This window comes from Trichococcus shcherbakoviae, assembly GCF_963666195.1.
GTDB lineage: Bacteria > Bacillota > Bacilli > Lactobacillales > Aerococcaceae > Trichococcus > Trichococcus shcherbakoviae.
This window is the reverse complement of record NZ_OY762653.1, coordinates 79,089-98,306: the sequence shown is the minus strand read 5'-3', so window position 1 is coordinate 98,306 and position 19,218 is coordinate 79,089. Positions and strand designations below refer to the sequence as shown.

Annotated in this window: 13 protein-coding genes; 6 read left to right on the top strand and 7 right to left on the bottom strand. The window is 42.5% G+C overall.

The features are described 5' to 3' along the window. Nucleotides 1-279: 279 nt before the first annotated feature. From ACKPBX_RS00390 to ACKPBX_RS00375, 4 genes are all read right to left on the bottom strand, one after another. On the bottom strand, nt 280-1,563 hold the full coding sequence (locus tag ACKPBX_RS00390; RefSeq protein WP_319995691.1) for an O-acetylhomoserine aminocarboxypropyltransferase/cysteine synthase family protein: 1,284 nt from the start codon (nt 1,561-1,563) through the stop codon (nt 280-282). Between the two features lie 497 nt (nt 1,564-2,060). Next, nucleotides 2,061-2,438, bottom strand: coding sequence for a hypothetical protein (locus ACKPBX_RS00385; RefSeq protein WP_319995690.1), 378 nt, complete (start codon nt 2,436-2,438; stop codon nt 2,061-2,063). 58 nt (nt 2,439-2,496) lie between these two features. Further along, on the bottom strand, nt 2,497-4,644 hold the full coding sequence (locus ACKPBX_RS00380) for a hypothetical protein (protein ID WP_319995689.1): 2,148 nt from the start codon (nt 4,642-4,644) through the stop codon (nt 2,497-2,499). 2 nt (nt 4,645-4,646) lie between these two features. Continuing rightward, the gene (locus ACKPBX_RS00375; RefSeq protein WP_319995688.1) at nt 4,647-6,851 is read right to left on the bottom strand and encodes a hypothetical protein; all 2,205 of its coding nucleotides are present in this window, start codon (nt 6,849-6,851) and stop codon (nt 4,647-4,649) included. Nucleotides 6,852-6,918: 67 nt separating this feature from the next. On the opposite strand from ACKPBX_RS00375, the gene ACKPBX_RS00370 reads away from it, so the two are divergent. Continuing rightward, entirely contained in the window at nt 6,919-8,343 is a 1,425-nt protein-coding gene (locus tag ACKPBX_RS00370; RefSeq protein WP_319995687.1) for an IS5 family transposase, read from the top strand. Nucleotides 8,344-8,372: 29 nt separating this feature from the next. On the opposite strand, the gene ACKPBX_RS00365 is transcribed toward ACKPBX_RS00370, so the two are convergent. Beyond that, entirely contained in the window at nt 8,373-9,788 is a 1,416-nt protein-coding gene (locus ACKPBX_RS00365) for a hypothetical protein (RefSeq protein WP_319995686.1), read from the bottom strand. 392 nt (nt 9,789-10,180) lie between these two features. Between ACKPBX_RS00365 and ACKPBX_RS00360 the strand changes: the two genes are divergently transcribed. Beyond that, on the top strand, nt 10,181-11,905 hold the full coding sequence (locus ACKPBX_RS00360) for an ABC transporter ATP-binding protein (RefSeq protein WP_319995685.1): 1,725 nt from the start codon (nt 10,181-10,183) through the stop codon (nt 11,903-11,905). Between the two features lie 240 nt (nt 11,906-12,145). Here ACKPBX_RS00360 and ACKPBX_RS00355 read toward each other — a convergent pair whose 3' ends face one another. Both ACKPBX_RS00355 and ACKPBX_RS00350 read right to left on the bottom strand, forming a co-directional pair. Beyond that, nucleotides 12,146-13,687 carry a flavocytochrome c gene (locus ACKPBX_RS00355; RefSeq protein WP_319995684.1) on the bottom strand — a complete coding sequence of 514 codons (1,542 nt, stop codon included), beginning with the start codon at nt 13,685-13,687 and terminating at the stop codon, nt 12,146-12,148. A gap of 242 nt (nt 13,688-13,929) precedes the next feature. After that, a complete protein-coding gene (locus tag ACKPBX_RS00350) occupies nt 13,930-14,703 on the bottom strand; it encodes an ABC transporter ATP-binding protein (RefSeq protein ID WP_319995683.1) in 774 nt (257 codons plus the stop codon). Between the two features lie 173 nt (nt 14,704-14,876). Between ACKPBX_RS00350 and ACKPBX_RS00345 the strand changes: the two genes are divergently transcribed. From ACKPBX_RS00345 to ilvC, 4 genes are all read left to right on the top strand, one after another. Beyond that, nucleotides 14,877-15,746 carry a patatin-like phospholipase family protein gene (locus ACKPBX_RS00345; protein WP_319995682.1) on the top strand — a complete coding sequence of 290 codons (870 nt, stop codon included), beginning with the start codon at nt 14,877-14,879 and terminating at the stop codon, nt 15,744-15,746. Between the two features lie 359 nt (nt 15,747-16,105). After that, the gene (gene ilvB, locus ACKPBX_RS00340) at nt 16,106-17,806 is read left to right on the top strand and encodes a biosynthetic-type acetolactate synthase large subunit (protein WP_462709215.1); all 1,701 of its coding nucleotides are present in this window, start codon (nt 16,106-16,108) and stop codon (nt 17,804-17,806) included. 1 nt (nt 17,807) lies between these two features. Next, a complete protein-coding gene (ilvN, locus tag ACKPBX_RS00335) occupies nt 17,808-18,071 on the top strand; it encodes an acetolactate synthase small subunit (protein WP_086627981.1) in 264 nt (87 codons plus the stop codon). An 87-nt stretch (nt 18,072-18,158) separates the two neighbouring features. Next, on the top strand, nt 18,159-19,154 hold the full coding sequence (gene ilvC, locus ACKPBX_RS00330) for a ketol-acid reductoisomerase (RefSeq protein ID WP_086627982.1): 996 nt from the start codon (nt 18,159-18,161) through the stop codon (nt 19,152-19,154). Nucleotides 19,155-19,218: the final 64 nt, after the last annotated feature.

The following is a 19,218-nucleotide window of genomic DNA, read 5'->3' as shown; positions in this document are numbered from 1 at the left end:
AAAAAGATTAACATGATTCTTGGTTTATGAAAAATATGTATTACCGAACAAAAATGATAGTAAATTCCGAACACGCACTTGTTGTTTAGTTAGCTTTTTCAGAAAATATCCCTCTATTTTTGTGATTTAAAAAAAATAAAATCTGAATATCTTTTTCATTACCAAATTATAAATTATTTTGCTGTTGTGAAATATCAATATTAAAAAAACACCTATAAGATTGGATACTTTCCTTCGTATCCAATCTTATAGGTGTGCTCTTTATGAAGATTATTTTATTTATTTAATTTGTTGGAACGCTTGATCCAGGTCTGCGATGATGTCATCCACATTTTCGATTCCGATGGACAGGCGGATCATGTCTCCGGAAACGCCAGCAGCCACCAAATCATCTTCACTCAATTGGGCATGGGTTGTGCTTGCCGGATGGATGACCAAAGACTTCGCATCTGCAACGTTCGCCAACAGGGAGAATAGTTGCAATTTGTCGATCCATTCGATCCCAGCTTGCTTACCTCCTTCGATGCCGAATGTAAAAATCGATCCGGCTCCTTTTGGAAAGTATTTATCAGCCAAGGCTTTGTACTTATTGCCTTCCAATTCCGGATAACTCACCCAAGATACTTTCGGATGGTTCACGAGGTAGGCAACGACTTTACGGGTGTTTTCCACGTGGCGTTCAACGCGCAGCGACAGCGTTTCGATCCCTTGCAACAACAAGAAAGAGTCGATTGGCCCGATGCAAGCGCCGGTGTCGCGCAACAGTTGCACCCGGATCTTGGTAGTGAAAGCTCCTGGGCCTAGATCGGTATAGACCAAGCCGTTGTAGTGTTCATCCGGTTCCGTGAAACCAGGATATTTACCGCTCGCTTTGTAATCGAATTTTCCAGATTCAACGATAACGCCGCCCATTGTCGTGCCGTGGCCGCCCAAAAATTTTGTTGCGGAATGGACAACGACGTCCGCTCCGAATTCGAATGGACGGATCAGATAAGGCGTCCCGAAGGTGTTGTCGACGATCAAGATGATGCCGTGTTTATGCGCAATATCAGCCACTTTTTCGATGTCAATCAGGTTGATGCTTGGGTTGCCGATTGATTCTATGAAAATTGCTTTCGTTTTCTCGGTGATGGCAGCCTCGAAGTTATCCAGATCATCCGGATCGACGAAAGTCGTTTCGATTCCCAGATTCTTCAACGTTGCACCGAACAAGTTGAATGTTCCACCGTACAATGTGCTTGCAGCGACAATTTCATCTCCAGCGCCCGCAACGTTCAGGACTGCGTATGTGATCGCCGCCGATCCGGATGCTACTGTAATACCTGATGTTCCACCTTCTAACGCTGCAACGCGTGCATCCACGACTGCTGTGGTAGGGTTCGTTAAACGGGTGTAGACATTGCCTGCATCAGTCAAAGCAAAACGGCCCGCTGCTTGTGCCGCACTGTCAAAAACAAAAGCGGTTGTTTGGTAAATTGGGACTGCACGGGCACCAGTCACAGGATCCGGTACTTGCCCAGCATGCACTTGCAATGTTTCAAAGCTATAATTATTTTCTGACATCTATTATCTTTCCCTTCGAGGTTCGTTTCTGAGTATTTTAACTCAGTATTGGATATCTGCAGTAGCTTGCAAATATTGATAACCAAATGCTACCATGCCAACTAAGCTTTGAATATCATATAATACAGGTCAAGTATGATAGATAATAACGATCACAAGAAGCGCAACTACTAAGAAATCTCCCTATTTATAACCTGAGTACATTCTAGCGTTGGATACTCTCTACTCATCCAAGATAAGATTGGGATTATTCACTACAGCACTAGTGATTTTGATTACGTATATTATCTAGTGTGACATTTTCCTATTATTGAGACCTCTAAAAAAGACTCCGAAGCACGCTGATGAGTTCCAAGTCGGCGAGCGCCATTCGGAAGATAACTAACTCCAATAACTAAAAATGAACGCCACCTCAAATTTGGGGTGACGTTCATTTTCAGTTTGCCATCCAGAGAATTTATCTGGAAATAGTTGAATGTTTGCTTTGTAGTATAAATTTACCTGAATGGCTTTCCTGTGATTTTAGAGATGGCCTGTCGGAATTTTCCCCATTGCTCAGGGTAACAGTTGCATCCATGTTTAGTGATTGTAAGGTCCTCCATCACTAAATCCACTTGCCATTGTGTCCCATCGAGGGTACCCGGATCTACGTATTCCTCTTCCCAATTCAACAAATCTAATGTTTCCAGCTGTTCAAGGAATTTTTTTGCAGTGGCTAAGCGAATGTTTTTATGAACTATTTCTTCCAGTTTGCCTTCACCGCCAGTAGTCCAACTGACCGAATTATTCTCCAAATCTACTTCAACTTGGTAATAACCACCAAAGTAGCCACCGACATATGCTTCAATCTTTTTTATTTTTTCATATTCAGTCATCACATTGCTCCTCCCGTGAGTCAGTAAAAGTCAAACTTATTATCCACACAGTATTTTATTAACCGATTGACTCGCCAAAACCGTCGGAATTATTCCCATTTATATTGGCAAATTCACGCAAATACTTAAAAGGAAATGGTAATACTGTATATTGTCCATTTCTAACAAAAGTAGCAGAAAGAAGAGGTAACAATTTTACTATCTCGGTATCTTTGCCACCCGAGAAATCAGGATAAATTGTCCTGATCGTAGCAGCTCTAGGGATTTTACTTTGCATGCCCTTTCCTTTTACGCCCACAAAATAACAAATTGCGTCACCTTCCTTATAATAACGAATATCTGTTATACTTTGCAGCAAATTGCCCCGAAAAGACTCATTCCGCATATGATGGTTCACAACAATCTCTTCTTCATCAAAAATATACCACCGGAATCTTGTCGCAAACAACGACTGGCCGCAAAATACGCGATAGTCATTTAGTGTAATCACCTCATCAGGACTATTCATAATTTTACTTTTAGCATCTTCTGTCCCACTCAATATTTTTTTTGCCTTCACTTCATCAAATTCGGTTTCTGTGACATCGGCATAAAAAGAATCCAATAGCTCCAGTAAATGCGTTTTGTTTAGCTTACTTCCAGCAATTGGGCTTCGTAGTATCGTTTTGATTGCTGTTAACGCAGGAATGGTGTACTGAGAAGATTTTCTAATAATCGCGCTATTTTGAATTTCCCCTGAATCATTTTTTGCGTAAACCAGTCCCTCTATATTGTAATCAAAGGAGTGTTTGTCAAAAGAATTGAGCTTTGTTTCAATTTGGTAAGTGGCAGAATCTATCGACTTTAATTGTTGAATACTAAATGCTCCCGTCTGTTGAATTTGCATTTCATAATAAACTGGCTTTCTACTTAAAATTTCTCTGTATGCAAAATATAAATCATTCTCAAAAGAAAATGAAGGCCATTTAACTATAGTTAGATGATTCTGTTGTATGTCCTGTTTTATCCAAAGTTCTTGAATGATTTTTATAAGTCTTGCATCCTTGCTTTTCTTCTTATCAAATTCTTCATTTTTTAATTTAAAATCTTCTATCGTAACATGTTGGATGACTTGCTGATTTGAATTTTCAGTTTGATGTGGATCAGGTATTCCGCTGTTTTCATAGTAATCCCGATTATGGATGATCTTAATGGTCAATCCATTTGATTCTTGATTTTCAGAACCCAATTTTAATGATGTTCCACAAGCCGTTAGGAAAAAGCCTTGAATGTAGTCCACCAAATTACCCGATTGGCTATTTCCGACAGCATCGATCAATTGAATTTGTTGTCCTTGGATCCATTGTTTATAGTCATCTTCCGATAGCTGCAGTTGATGAGATACTTGGACGTTTTTGTAAGAAGGTATCTTTTCAACTCTTAGTTTTACATAAGAAGAAAGATATTTTTCGACGTCCTCCAAAAATCTTAGTGTTATGCCCATTTTAGTTCTATAAAAAGAAGATTGATCCTGAAAATCAATAAAATCAACGGTATTTTTATGCTTCTTGCTGATAGGCTTTTCGATGTAAGTCTGTTCATCCTCAGAAACATCATCAGACAACTTTCTACGCAATCTATTCGTGCCTTCATCCAAAATGTACCTCGCCTTTTTATCCACATTAACATGATATTTTTTTAATGCAGAAAGCTTTGAAAAAGTTACAACATTCGTTTGCAGCATAGATTCACCATCTATTTGAATGCGCAAGAAATGCATATCATTTTTTCTGACCCATGATTCATGCTGATAAAGCAGCATACCCGTCAAATTTTGATAGTGCTTTTTCTCATTTTTAGCATTCGATAAGCTATTCAACAATAACTGCATTACCTGCAGTTCATCATCTTTCTTGCCATTGCTAGCCAAATCATTGATGTTTAATTGTGTGATTTTGAATTCTGATTCTATATTTTGGCTATCGCAAAAATATTGTACATTCTTTCGGAATTGATACTCTGAAATGCTCCCCTTTTTGATAAGAATCAGAAAGGAATTTCCTTGCTGATAATTGACGGCGATTGAATGGTAGTCTTCTAATGCCCCATCAATTATCTTAGCAGTACCCATATAGGAATTCGTCGTTCTGGTAATTTTGAATACATCAAAATCCGCATTTATTTTGTCGCAATCTAATTCGTAGTGAATCTTGTTTGTTTGTAACATGGCTATTTTCCTCCCAATGGTTGGATTGCCTTATGGTTTAGACCGTTTTCTTTATGCCACAAATAAGGAATTTCAATAATCCCCTCATTCTCATGTATTGTGTAATTTCCTTCACCCAATAAATTAATAATGAAAACTTTTTTTGCACCAATCTTTTCCATCTTTTTGGATATAGCTTGAATCATCTGTACATGGTTTGCGGTAAATGTCTCCTTCCAATGTTTGAAGTCTATGTAGACATCAGGTGAATCAGCCACCTCGTAATCAAAGAATTCAAATTTATCCGGATCTGTTATAGGCTTTAATGCTATTGCGGATTGCTCAAGGATAAATTTCCCGGCTACCTCTCCAAGAGATCCTTTATAAATATTATGGAAGAGGACAGGTGATAAAATATAGGGCTGTTCTTCAAATTGTGTCGCCCAGCCATTTTTTTCAAAAAATTGACTCATCCCTGGAAAATCAAGCAAATGGGATAGTCGAGCTTCTGTTTCGCTCACTTCGGATATATAGTTGTATTTTTGTTCAGGCTCACTTAAGGAATATTTGAATTGTGCCAAGCTCGAAGATTTCAAGCTAATCCTGACCTCACTAAAATCACTCCTTTGAGCAAAAAAATATTTGTTTAAAGGTACATCTCCAGCGATATACAATTGCTTCATAAGTGGGTTCACATCTACAATTTCGGCGCAAGCTGTTGGATTGCTTAGTACCAGATTCCTTAAATTGTTCCAAAGCGTCATTTTTTCAGTGTCCCAATCTCCCGCTAATATTTCCATGATGGCTTGTTTGCCACGTGAGGAAATCTTACTTGCTTTCCATTCTTGCTCGGGTTGTTGTACTGGCGTCTTCATGTGTTGTGCCGCTTGTTCCAAGAATAATGCATCCATTTCCGGATTCAACAATTTATGATTTATTGAAGTATCATCCAATTTTTCCAGTACCGATTTTGTTGTATAAATATGTATATTTGATTTCTTGTTGAATGTCCGGCAAATTCTTCCTACAGACTGAATAACGGTCTTCGTTAACGCCAACCTAGTGCTTTTTAAATTATAGAGACTCATATCCGTATAAACCTTGCCAGTACTGCCATTACTATATTTCGTGAATACTTCTTTGACGAATTCCCGTTTTTTAGCGGGCGAAATTTCACTATTCTCGGATAAGGACTCAATTTGAAATAAATATTTCAGCAACTCTTTTTCTGACCCAGTAGCTTGATTTTTGAATAACTGACTCGAACTCAAAACGTTATAGGTTATATCACCTAGGTAAAGTCCATCAAAGTCCTTTGTCTGGTTTCGTTTATCAGTTTGCTTGTTGGGTTGTATAGAGAAACAAGAGTTACTTTCAGGGACGGGGTACTGCAGATTTTGTCCGGCACCTATTGTCAAATAAGAAGACAAGACAGCAACTTTAGAACCTTTCCCTAGTTTCTGCAAAAGTTCATCTTTCTTTGAATCAAAGTCTTGGCTATTTAGAATGACCAATTCAGCATTTGTTAACTGTCCATCAGCGGAATGAAGCAATATAATTTGCTCAAAAAATTTGCGGATGTAAGTCTCATCGAATGCTGGATGATCCATTTTTGGTAAGGGCATATTCAGAACAAGAAGTGACTCCATATCGCTATTTCTCAAAAAATATTTCAGTACCCTGAACAGATTTAAATAACGGTGAGATATATATTCTCTATTTTCAGTATTGCTTAAATTAGATAACAGGTGACTCAACTTAATACTTTCACTCTCTGCTTCATCTATATCTTCCAGTAGATCCATGAACTGATCTGTAATACTTTGCTGCAATCGAATTGCTGCTTCATCAATTACATTTACTCGGACAGTGACCTTACCATTATGATAAGCTTCCATTTCTTTTTTGAAATTAGCCTCCAGTTTTTTCTGTTCTGAATTCTCCAGAAGCAGAAAATTGCTGCCCAATTGATCCTTTAAAAAAGGAATATCATAATTGCACAATACTGATTCAATTTGCGCAGTCGCTGATATGCCTAAAACTTTCGCCCGCATACTGATTTTCAACAACCATTTTTCTGGTGTATCATTTAATTCGGTATATCCAAAATTGGTAGTGGTACTGTGTTCCTCATCATCGATAAATTCGTAATAATTAATGTCTACTGAATAATTAACAAACCTTATCGCAACAGCGTTTTTAGCTGTTTTTTGGTATAATAGATGCATGGATTCCAGAGGGAAATACCAAAAACCCGTGCACTTTTTTCAAAAATGATACAAAGAGGCGATGAAAATGTACAAAAAGCAGACGAATCGGCAATTAACCATTTATGACTTCGATCAGCCATTGGGCCTTACGATGAACCCAGAAAACCGTTGGGTCAAAAAAGCAGATTCGATTCCCTGGTCAGTCATTGAAGATAAGTACGCTGCTCTGTTCAGCAGTGACAGAGGCAACATCGCCAAACCGGTAAGGATGGCACTAGGTGCCTTGATTATTCAAAGTGAATTTCAGTATGCAGATACCGAAGTCGTCAATCAGATTCGCGAAAATCCCTATCTGCAGTACTTTGTCGGACTACCTTCCTATAAGGATGAAAAGCCGTTCGATGCTTCTTCGATGGTGCACTTCCGCAAACGTCTCTCCTCCGAAATTCTGATTGAAATCAATGAATTGATCCTCAAACCTATAGAGGATGGAGCAGATGATTCCCAAGCTGACGATAATGACAATAGTGATGACAATGATGCATCGGGATCTAAGAATGAAGGGACGCTCATTCTAGATGCCACTTGCGCGCCTTCAGAAATCAAGTTCCCGCAAGACACGGAACTGTTGAACGAATGTCGGGAAAAGTTGGAAGGCATCATCGACGAAATCTGCGAAGCAAACCACCTTCCCAAACCGCGTACCTATCGGAAAATAGCCCGAAGGGATTATCTCAACATCGCACGCAAGAAAAAGAAAAGTGGCAAACAAATTCGCAAAGCCATCGGCAAGCAACTGAACTACATCCGGCGGGATTTAGGATACATCGACGCATTTATGGAGCAAGGTTATACGCTAAGAGCGAAGCAAGTCGACCTGTTGGGAACTTTGCGGAAATTGTATGAACAGCAGCTCTACATGCACACAAGTAGGACGCACAAAGTGCAGGATCGCATCGTCAGTATCAGCCAGCCATTTATCCGCCCGATTGTCCGCGGAAAAGCCAAGAACCCGGTGGAGTTCGGAGCCAAACTGGACATGAGCATAACCAATGGGTACGCCCGAATCGAGAAAATTTCTTTCGATGCCTACAACGAGAGCGAATGCCTCATAGTTGCGGTGGAACGCTACAAAGAACGGATGGAAGTGTATCCTGAACGAGTTTTGGCGGATAAAATATACCGAAATCGCACAAACTTAAGCTACTGCAAAGAACTCGGAATCCGATTATCCGGCCCGTCGCTCGGCAGGCCCAAGAAGGATCAGAAGATTGACAAAAAACAAGAATACAGCGACAACTGCGATCGAGTAGAGGTAGAGAGAGGCTTCAGCCTGGCGAAAAGAAAGTTCGGGCTCAGGCTTATTCGAACACGCCTTGAAGAGACCAGTCTCTGTGTGATTGCTTTATCCATCCTTACAATGAACCTGTCCAAGGTTTCATTGCGCATTTTTTTGACTTTCATCCAATGGATGAGCTCCCCTAGAATTGAACCTCTAATGAAGCCGTAAGCTAAAAATAGGGATTTATTCAGCAGGCATTAATTAAACCCGTTTGTATAAAAAGATGTATCCCGTAATGGTTGTTTCTCTTTCTTTCTTGATGTGTACCTTCCTTCAATATCTTTCATCAAAAAATGCACAACATCTTCTGTGAGCGAGAAATCATAATATATGGTGGATATGATTTTTTCTATTTGAGGTTCTCCGCCTCCTTGATCGCTTGCATTCATCGTGTCACTCACTAATGTTTGCGCCCAAAGAAAAACAGTTCTGCGAAAACGGCGGATAAAATTATTCACTTGACGTAATAGGCTGTATAGACTGACATCAATTTGATAATTTGCATTTTTATTATATCTATCGTGAGATTCGAAGGATATCAGCATATTATTTCCCTCAGCAATATTTGGCGTTGTTCGAATATAATCCTTTGATTTGCTGAGAATGGATATGAACGTATCACTATGGAAAAGAAAATTACGATTGCGATCTATGTCCCCTTCATTCGTTTTATAGGATAGATTCAATAAGAATTCGTCATAAATTCGATTCGATTCATGTCTAAGTGCCTCTAACTGTTCCTTGATAGGTCCTTTCGAAATGATAATTTTTTTGGATATTTGCTCATTATTCAATCCAGAGCGTATCTGTTTGAATGTGCTAAGAATTTCGCCTCTGTAATTAAGAGCTTCTTCGATATAGTGATTTGATACTGTATCTTTAGTGGAATCAAATTCATCCAAAACGATAACAGCGTTCTCTGTGATGGGATTATTTAGGAAATGATAGGAAGGTTCGATTAATGTGGCGTGTTGTGAAAGGAATTTTTTCATGCTCAAAAAAAATACTTTTCTCTCTTTGGTGTACACAGACGGATAAAGTTCACCAATCCATTGGTAGGTGGAATTATTTTTGATGGCATCTAATTTTTGATTGGGGGTATTGAAGTTTTTCTTTAATTCTGAGGAAATAAATTTTCGGAATTCAGGTTCTAACTTTAAGCGTATATCACCTAAAATTTTATCTTTGTTATCGCGGAAAATGTGGCCCACATGCGGATCCTGACTTTTTTTAATGTATCCCTCTGTCCGCTTTAAATCATTTATTATTTTTACTAATTTACGGTAGGACTCTTTTTTGAATTGTTCCGGAATCTGTATTTCAAGTATTTTTTGGATATAATCTGCATTTGATTTGATTTGTAATACTTCATTTTGGTAATCCTGGCCCCTGCCGGCTGCTCTATAGCACCCCTCCAACTTTTCCAAATCTAAATTCTTTTTTAGGTTGGTTATAAAGAAAACTTTCTGATGCTGTGCTAAGGAAGGAATCCTGTCATAAATACTGTTGATTACATTATGTGTTTTTCCGCTGCCTGTTGGCAAACTCAAAAGCATTAACCCGGTTTTTTGATCATCATTTTGAAAATAATTGTCGATAATAGTTTTAATCATTAGCCTATCCTCCAGCAAAATTTATTTTTAAATACACAGCACATGTGTCGAACAATATGTTTTCTGTGGTACATATTAATAATTTTTTTATGGATAATTTTTCTAATCATTTACTAAAAACACTTTTTTGCTTATAAATTTTTGAAATAGCTAAATTATGCAACGATTTATGCGATTTTTTACATAAAATCCCTATGAGGATTTCTCATCATCATAGTGTACTAATTGCATGATATTTCTTTTGTATAATTTTACCACTATATAGTTTTGAATCAACATTATTCAAATAGGTTTCAAATCAGAAATCGGCGTCTAAGTTAAGAAGCGTATCGATACCTCATTCCATCGATCTGTGTTATAACTATATTTGAATGATTTTAGAGGAGGTACCTATGCTTAAACGTTTTTTCAGCTATTATAAACCCTACAAGCATCTGTTTTTGCTTGATTTTTGTTGCGCTATTTTGGCGGCTGTCCTGGAACTTTCTTTCCCGGTCGTTGTCAACAGCGTCATTGATTCCATTTTGCCTTCCGGGCAGTGGAATTTGATTCTCTTGGTTTCGCTGGGGTTGTTGGTTTTGTACATCGTCAACACTGCGATGCAGTATGTCGTCGTCTATTTCGGGCACGTACTCGGGGTCAACATCGAGACCGATATGCGCCGGGAACTTTACGGTCATATGCAGAAGCAGCCTTTCAGTTACTATGATGATCAGCAGACCGGCAAATTGATGGCGCGGCTGACGACAGATCTGTTCGAGATTTCGGAAGTGGCGCATCACGGACCCGAAGATATCTTCATCACCATCATCACTTTATTGGGATCGTTTCTGTTGATGCTGCAGATCCATGTGCCGTTGGCGATCGCCACTTTCGTCATGATTCCCTTCATTACGATTGCGCTCGTCTTTTTCAACAAGAAAATGACCAAAATCAACACCCGCATTTTTGAAGATCTGGGGGAATTCAGCGCGGGGATTGAAGCTTCGGTCAGCGGTATCCGCGTCGTGCAGGCATTCGCAAACGAAGCCTATGAAGCGAAACGGTTTGAAGGATTGAACCAAGCTTATCGCCGTTCCAAAATGGCTTTCTACAAAATGATGGGCATCAGTTCTTCCTATAACTATTTGCTGATCCGGCTGATCAACTTGTTTGCGCTGTTCTTCGGCGCCTACTACACGATCCAGGGTCAGCTTTCCTACGGCGAGTTCGTCGGTTTCATCCTCTTGTCCAACATTTTTGTCCGGCCGATTGAAAAAGTGAACACGATGATCGAAAGTTATCCGAAAGGGATCGCCGGATTCAGACGCTTCACCGAAGAGTTGGATCGCACACCGGATATTCTGGATAAGCCTAGTGCCATCGAAGTGAGCCATCTGAACGGCGACATCGTCTACAGCCAAGTATCGTTCGGCTATGACGGTTCGAAAAAAGTATTGGACGGGATTGATCTGAAGATCCGGGCCGGAGAGACTGTTGCTTTCGTCGGTCCAAGCGGCGCGGGGAAAACAACCTTGTGCAACCTCCTTCCCCGTTTTTATGAAGCAACGGAAGGGACAATCACTGTCGACGGCATCAACATCCAAGATCTGACGCTCCGTTCCTTGCGCAACCAAATCGGCGTCGTGCAGCAGGATGTCTTCCTCTTTCCGGGAACCGTAAGGGAAAACATCGCCTACGGGAAATTGGATGCTACAGATGGCGAAATCGCCCAAGCAGCCCAGATGGCCAATCTCGACAAGGTCATCGCCGAGATGCCTCTTGGATTCGATACGCTGATCGGGGAACGCGGTGTGAAATTGTCCGGCGGGCAAAAGCAGCGGCTTTCGATTGCGCGCATGTTCCTGAAAAATCCGCCGATCCTAATCTTGGATGAGGCGACTTCCGCGCTGGATACCGAAACCGAACAAGTCATCCAGGAATCATTGGATAACTTGTCGAAAGGTCGGACGACTCTGATCATCGCGCACCGTTTGACGACTATCAAACATGCCGATCGGATCATCGTCGTCGATGAACAAGGGATTTCCGAACAAGGCTCGCACAAGGAATTGTTGGCTCAGGACGGAACCTACCGTCGCCTCTATGAAGCCCAGTTCTTGGGGATCGACCAGTAGTGGTACAAATCCTTCTACTTGGGAATTGAATTTATACCAAGAAATAACCCGTCAAAACCTCTTTGGCGGGGAAAATCAGTCAAAATCCCAGTCATAAAACCCGCCAAAACGACCTTGGCGGGGAATTACGCTAATAATCACGAACTCGAACCCAAAAGCAGACAATCACACGACCAAAAACAAACAAGAACGGCAACCCAGCGATTGGGTTGCCGTTCTTGTTTGTTTTTGGTGATTCATTTATTCCATTGATTGAACGTAGCTGGCGGATTGTACCCCTGCTTGGCGTCCGAATACGATGATGTCCGCTACAGCGTTGCCGCCGATACGGTTGCTGCCGTGTACGCCTCCGGTAACTTCGCCGGCAGCGTAAAGGCCTTCGATGACAGTGCCTTCCGTGCTGATGACTTGTGCATTGGAATTGATCTTCAATCCGCCCATTGTATGGTGGATTCCAGGTGCGATTTGGATTGCGTAGTATGGTGCGGCTGCTAATGGGTTAACCATACCAGTTGTACGGTTGAATGCGCCATCCACTTGGGAAGCGACCGTTTCATTCCATGAAGTCAACGTTTGCGCCAATGTTGCGCTGTCGATTTCCAATTGGCCACCCAAAGCTTCGATTGTTTCATCCGACTGGACAAAGCCTTTTTCGATGTACGTGTTGACTGCTTTCACGCGGTCCTTCACGCCTGCATCAAAAATCAGGTATGCGTAGCCTTCTTCTAGAGCATTGATCGCTGCCGAAACAGTGTCGCGGGTTTCCATTTCATTGACGAAACGTTCGCCTTGCTGATTCACAAGGATGGCCCCTTCACCACGGATCGCTTCAGTGATCAGGTAAGAGGATTCCTGATGTACGGTCGGGTGGATCTGGATTTGATCCATGTCAACGACAGCGGCTCCGATAGCTTCCGCCATTTTGATGCCGTCGCCTGTCGATCCCGGTTGGTTAGTTGTGACATAGCCTTCAAGTTGCGGTGCAAGTTCTGTGACCATATCAAAATCAGCACCGAATCCGCCGGTTGCGATGATGACTGCATCAGATGAAACCGTGATTTCACCTTCGTTGTTGAAATCGACTTTGACGCCGCTCGCTTTATCATCCGTCATGACGATTTCAGTCACATCTGAATTCACGAACACAGGAATTTCGCGTTCCATGATGTTCGCGTATAAGCCTTCTACCAAATATTGACCGACTGCAGAACCATCGGATGGACGGTGGGTACGGTTCACGCTCATGCCGCCCGTAACGGTGATGTTGTCTAAAGTGATGCCCATTGTGTCCAACCAGTCGATTGCAGGACCAGAATTTTCAACAAGATAATGCAACAATTCTGGATCGTTTGTATTTTTCCCGCCGGCTAATGTTTCGTTATAGAACAGTTCATTTGAATCTGCGATGCCTTGTTCCGCTTGGAACTTCGTTGCGGATGCATTCATCCCAGCGGATGATTTGATTGTGTTTCCGCCGTGGACCGGCATTTTTTCGAAGATGACCGGATTCAAGCCAGCATCTTTCGCTGAAATTGCAGCCGACATGCCGGAACCACCGGAACCTATGATGATGACGTCATAGCTTTCTTTCAGTTCTTCCGGGTCAGAATAGGTAACCTCTGATGCGCCAGTCACAGCCTCCACTGATTCAGAACTTGCAGCAACAGACTCCTCACTTTCAACAGCAGCGCTTGAGTCAGCTGCGTTGTCCGTGTTCGCCCCACATCCGGATAACAATATAAACATACTTAAAGCAGAAAATAAGCCAATTCTCTTCTTCATTTTTTACTCCCCCATTTCTTCTACTTACTTTTACATTGTATTTTTTTTATCATGTTTTGTACAGGTGTAATTATATAAATAAGGCTTTCTGATAATATTCTTGTTTATCAAAATCCGATTCACCAGAAACATTTATATATTTTGCGCAATGTTTCGCGCCATGATAGATTTGCAAATAAAAACAGCAGCGAAACCAAGTATCTGTATATTGGTTTCGCTGCTGTTTTTTTGATTATGAGGCTTCATTTCGGAAAGACCGCCAGTCTGTTCTTGGACATGTGAATCATCTGCACCGGTTTTTCGTAGAAATCATTCAGGACTTCCTCTTTCAGCAGGTCAACAGTTTTGCCTGTCTTATGGATGGAACCGTCCTTCAGCAGCATCAATTTTTTGAAACACGGCAGTATTTCCTCAGTATGGTGGCTGACATAAATCATCGTCGGCCCTTCAGGTTCATCGGCAATCTGCTGGATATCCTCCAAAAGCTTTTCTTTTGCGAACAGATCAAGGCCATTGCAGGGCTCGTCCAATATCAGTATTTCCGGTTCGGCCATCAAAGCCCGCGCGATCAAAATGATCTGTTGTTGCCCTTGGGACAGGATGCCATAGCGAAACCCGATCATTTCTTTTCCGCCGCATTTGATCAAAAGATCCAGTGCCTGTTGTTTTTCGGCTTCCGTCGGGACTGTCCAGACGCCTATCGAAGCGAATTTGCCGCTCAAGACGATGTGTTCGGCTATGTCGTTGGGATTCAGCTGTTGCTGCAGCGCCGAGCTGACCCAGCCTATCCGTTTGCGCAACTCGGGGATGGCGGTCTGCCCGAAAGTCTCGCCCAAAACGACCAGCTTGCCGCTGCTGGGCCACAGATAGCCATTCAACAGTTGCAGCAAGGTTGTCTTGCCGGAGCCGTTCAAGCCGAGTATGGCCCAATGCTCGCCTTTTTTGGCGTGCCAATTGATGTCGTTCAAAATTTTGCGTTTTTCGCGAATGACGTTCACGTGGTCGAATCTGATCATTCCATCACCCCATCTAGATTTTTGTGGTTCTTGGGTATCTTTACTGCGAATATACCACATTTGCCCCATCCGGAAAAGGCTGTCTCCACCACAGACCTTACACACCAAAAAATGAGAAAAGCATCGCATCACACCGCAATGTCATCTATACTATAGAATGAGGTGAAAAATGTATGGAACAAAACAAAGAAAAAGTATCCTTGATCATAGAAGGGGGAGCCATGCGGGGCGTTTTTTGCGCAGGAGTCATCAGCACCCTGCTGCGTCAAGAAATCTACTTGGATTATGTCATCGGTGTCTCTTCCGGATCGGCCAATGGCATCAATTATGTCAGCCGGGACCTGACCCGAACAAAAGCTTCATTTGTTGATATCGCCGCCAATCCGGCTTTTTCAGGAATGAAATATCTGCTCAACGGGCAAGGATATTTCAACACAAAATATATTTATGAGGATGCAATCACGACCGACATCCCCTTTCATTTCGAGACATTCAAGCAAAATCCAGCTTCCATGAAGATTGTTGCGACCGACATGGAAACCGCAAAACCTGTTTATTTCGATAAGGATGACATCGCAACCAGTGCAGAATTGGGTCTCAAAATCAGGGCGTCTTCCACTGTGCCGTTGCTGATGCCCCCTACCCAAATCAACGGCAAATTCTATCTTGACGGCGGCATCGTCGACTCGCTGCCGATCGAAAAAGCGATCGCAGACGGCAACAAAAAGCACGTGATCATTTTGACGCGTCCGCGTGGTTACATCAAAGAAAAGCAACGCTTCAACGCCATTATCCGGCGGCATCTGCGGGCATATCCCGAAGTCATAGCAGCCATCGAACAGCGCCACGTTACCTATAATCGGTCGATGGAATTGATCGAGCACCTGGAACGGGAAAACAAAGCCTTCGTCATTGCCCCAGATCAGCTTTCCATTGGCAGGATGGAGCGGAATGTGCAGCGCCTGGATGCCTATTATCAGTATGCCGAACGGGCCTCAGAAAGGCAGCTCCCTGAGTTGCAGGACTTTTTGTCAAGACGATGATCCGCACAAAAGAATCTTCCGGCATGTTCATTTTGGACAATTATTAGAAATAAGTGAAAATAATATGAAAATTACCGTTGACACTCTCATGTAAATCTTATATGATTATATCAATCACTTAAGCAATAACAAATCCATATAGAAATCAGGTATCCCATATGAAAACGATGAATCCACTAAACATTATTATCGTCTTAATAATCTAGGAGTTAAACACTGTAGAAATTTTTTGCAGATTGTTTAAGTCCTATTTGTGGTAATCAAATGGGATGAAGCATCCCATCATTGATTGATGAGGATGCTTTTTTTTATCCATATTGCAAACGGACTAAGGAAAAACGAGAAACGGGGAGATTAAAATGGAATCTGAAATGAAAACTAAAACAAAAACTGGCGTAACCCTTCTTGTTGAAGCGTTGAAAAATGAAGGTGTTGAAGTTCTGTTCGGCTATCCAGGCGGAGCGGTCCTGCACATCTACGATGAATTCTACAAATCCGAATCGAACCATGTTTTGACAAGACACGAACAAGGCGCTGTCCACGCGGCAGACGGGTATGCCCGCGCAACCGGCAAGCCGGGCGTCTGTATCGTTACAAGCGGTCCGGGAGCAACAAATGCTTTGACCGGTATCGCAACCGCTCAAATGGATTCCATTCCATTGGTCGTGATCACTGGACAAGTGCATGAAGCAGGCATCGGCAAGGATGCTTTCCAGGAAACGGACATGATCGGCATGACGACACCTGTTACGAAATACAATTACCAAGTGCGCAATGCCAAGGATATCCCGCGCATCATCCACGAAGCTTTCTACCTTGCGAATACAGGCAGAAAAGGACCGGTCGTCATCGACATCCCAAAAAACATCGGTATCCAGGAAGTCTCTTATGAAGAGTACAACCAACCCGACAAAAATCTGCCGGGCTACAAACCGGAATGTCTGCCTGTCCCTGAACAGATCGCTAAAGTGAACGAAGCGATCGCTGCAAGCAAAAAAACGATCATTTTGGCCGGTCAAGGCGTCATCCATGCCCAGGCTGAAAAAGAACTGCTGGCTTTCGCGGAATACTACCAAATTCCCGTTGTAAACACGCTGTTGGGTCTGGGCAGCTTCCCCATCAAACATGACCTGGCATTGGGCATGGGCGGCATGCACGGCTCTTATGCTTCGAATATGGCTTTGATGGAATGTGACTTACTTCTAAACTTCGGGGCACGCTTCGATGACCGTGTAGCAAGCGACCCTACCAATTTTGCTCCAGAAGCCGTCATTGTCCATGTTGACATCGATAATGCCGAAATCGGCAAAATCATGCACACCGATATCCCGGTATTGTCTGATGCCAGATTGGCTCTGATCATGCTGAACGACACGAAATTGGCTGAAGTGCCTGACCACTCCGTTTGGTTCAGCCATGTGATGGACAACAAAAAGCAGCACCCTTTCGGTTATGAAAAATCCGATACCTTCATCAAGCCACAACATGTAATCGAGCAAGTCGGTGAATTGACTCAAGGTGAAGCCATTGTTGTTACCGACGTTGGCCAACATCAGATGTGGGCGGCTCAATATTACCCGTTCAAGTACGGCAAGCAATTGCTGACAAGCGGCGGCTTGGGAACGATGGGCTTCGGCATTCCGGCAGCGATCGGCGCTCAAATGGCCTATCCTGACAAAACGGTTGTCTGCTTTGTCGGAGACGGCGGCTTCCAGATGACCAACCAAGAATTGGCGATCCTGAATGCCAACAGGTTGAATGTGAAGTACTTTATTCTGAATAATGAAGTACTGGGCATGGTTCATCAATGGCAGAACAAATTTTACAAAGGCCGCTACTCTCATTCCGAGATTCCGGATTCACCTGATTTTGTTAAACTTGCTGATGCTTATGGTATCACAGCTGCGAGGGTATCCGATCCCGATAAAGTGGATGAAGCGATCCAGACAGCCTTTAATTATCCTGGTCCTTATGTCTTGGATATCCTGATTTCCAAAGATGAATTGGTATACCCTATGGTTGCTTCAGGCAGGCCAAATAATGAAATGGAAGGTGTGTAGGATGATGCTAAGATTAATCCAAGCCAAAGTCGTGAATAAACCCGGCGTATTGAACCGTATCACGCAAGTTATCCTGAAGCCGCAATACAATATCGATACCTTAACGCTGACAGGGACGGAAGATTATGACGTATCTTTGATCACAGTCGGCATCAACTTCGATACCTTGGATGCAGCTGAATTATTGACGAAACAGTTGGAAAAACAAGTCGACGTCATCAGCGCAACCGACATCACCGAAAAGCGTTTAGGCCTAAGAGCTTAAATCCAACCAACCGCACTACCCTACTGACCGAATCAAATTGCTTAAAAAGCATTGAGAATATAAAAAAAATAAGGAGGTCATTTCAATATGACTAAAGTATACTACGATCAAGACGTAACAGTAAAAGCACTAGAGGGCAAAAAAATCGCCGTTATCGGATATGGTTCTCAAGGACATGCACATTCACAAAACCTACGTGACAACGGTAATGATGTCATCATCGGAATCCGTGCAGGTAAATCTGCAGACAAAGCAAAAGAAGACGGATTTGAAGTGTTCCCTGTTGCTGAAGCAACAAAACAAGCTGACGTAGTAATGATCCTTATCCCTGATGAGCAACAAGCTGAAGTTTATGCAGCTGAAATCGCTCCTAACTTGGAAGCTGGAAATGCCATCGCATTCGGTCACGGATTCAACATCCATTTCGGTACGATCACACCTGCTGCTGATATCGATGTATTCATGGTCGCTCCAAAAGGCCCAGGCCACATGGTTCGCCGTCAATTCGCTAAAGGTTCTGCAGTGCCTGCTTTGTTCGCAGTCTTCCAAGATGCAACAGGCAACGCAAAAGATATCGCTCTTGCTTGGGCACAAGGAGTCGGCGCTACACGCGTAGGCGTTTTGGAAACAACATTCAAGGAAGAAACTGAAACTGACCTATTCGGCGAGCAAGCTGTATTGTGCGGCGGAACAACGCACTTGGTTCAAGCTGGTTTCGAAACATTGGTTGAAGCTGGCTACCAACCAGAAATCGCCTACTTCGAAGTATTGCACGAATTGAAATTGATCGTTGACTTGATGTACGAAGGCGGCATGGAAAAAATGCGCCACTCTATCTCTAACACAGCTGAATACGGCGACTACGTTTCCGGACCTCGCGTCATCACTTCAGACGTGAAAGACCGCATGAAGGACGTCTTGACTGACATCCAAACAGGTGCATTCGCTAAACGCTTCACTGATGATTACAAAGCTGGCTTCCCTGACTTCCACGCAATGCGCGCTGAGCAACAAGGCCACCAGATCGAAGCAGTCGGTGCTGAATTGCGTAAAATGATGCCTTTCGTGAATGAACAACAATAATGAATCAGATGTAGGTTGAGAGCATCCTTATTTTTAAGCCTTCTCTCTTCATCATTGTATTCAA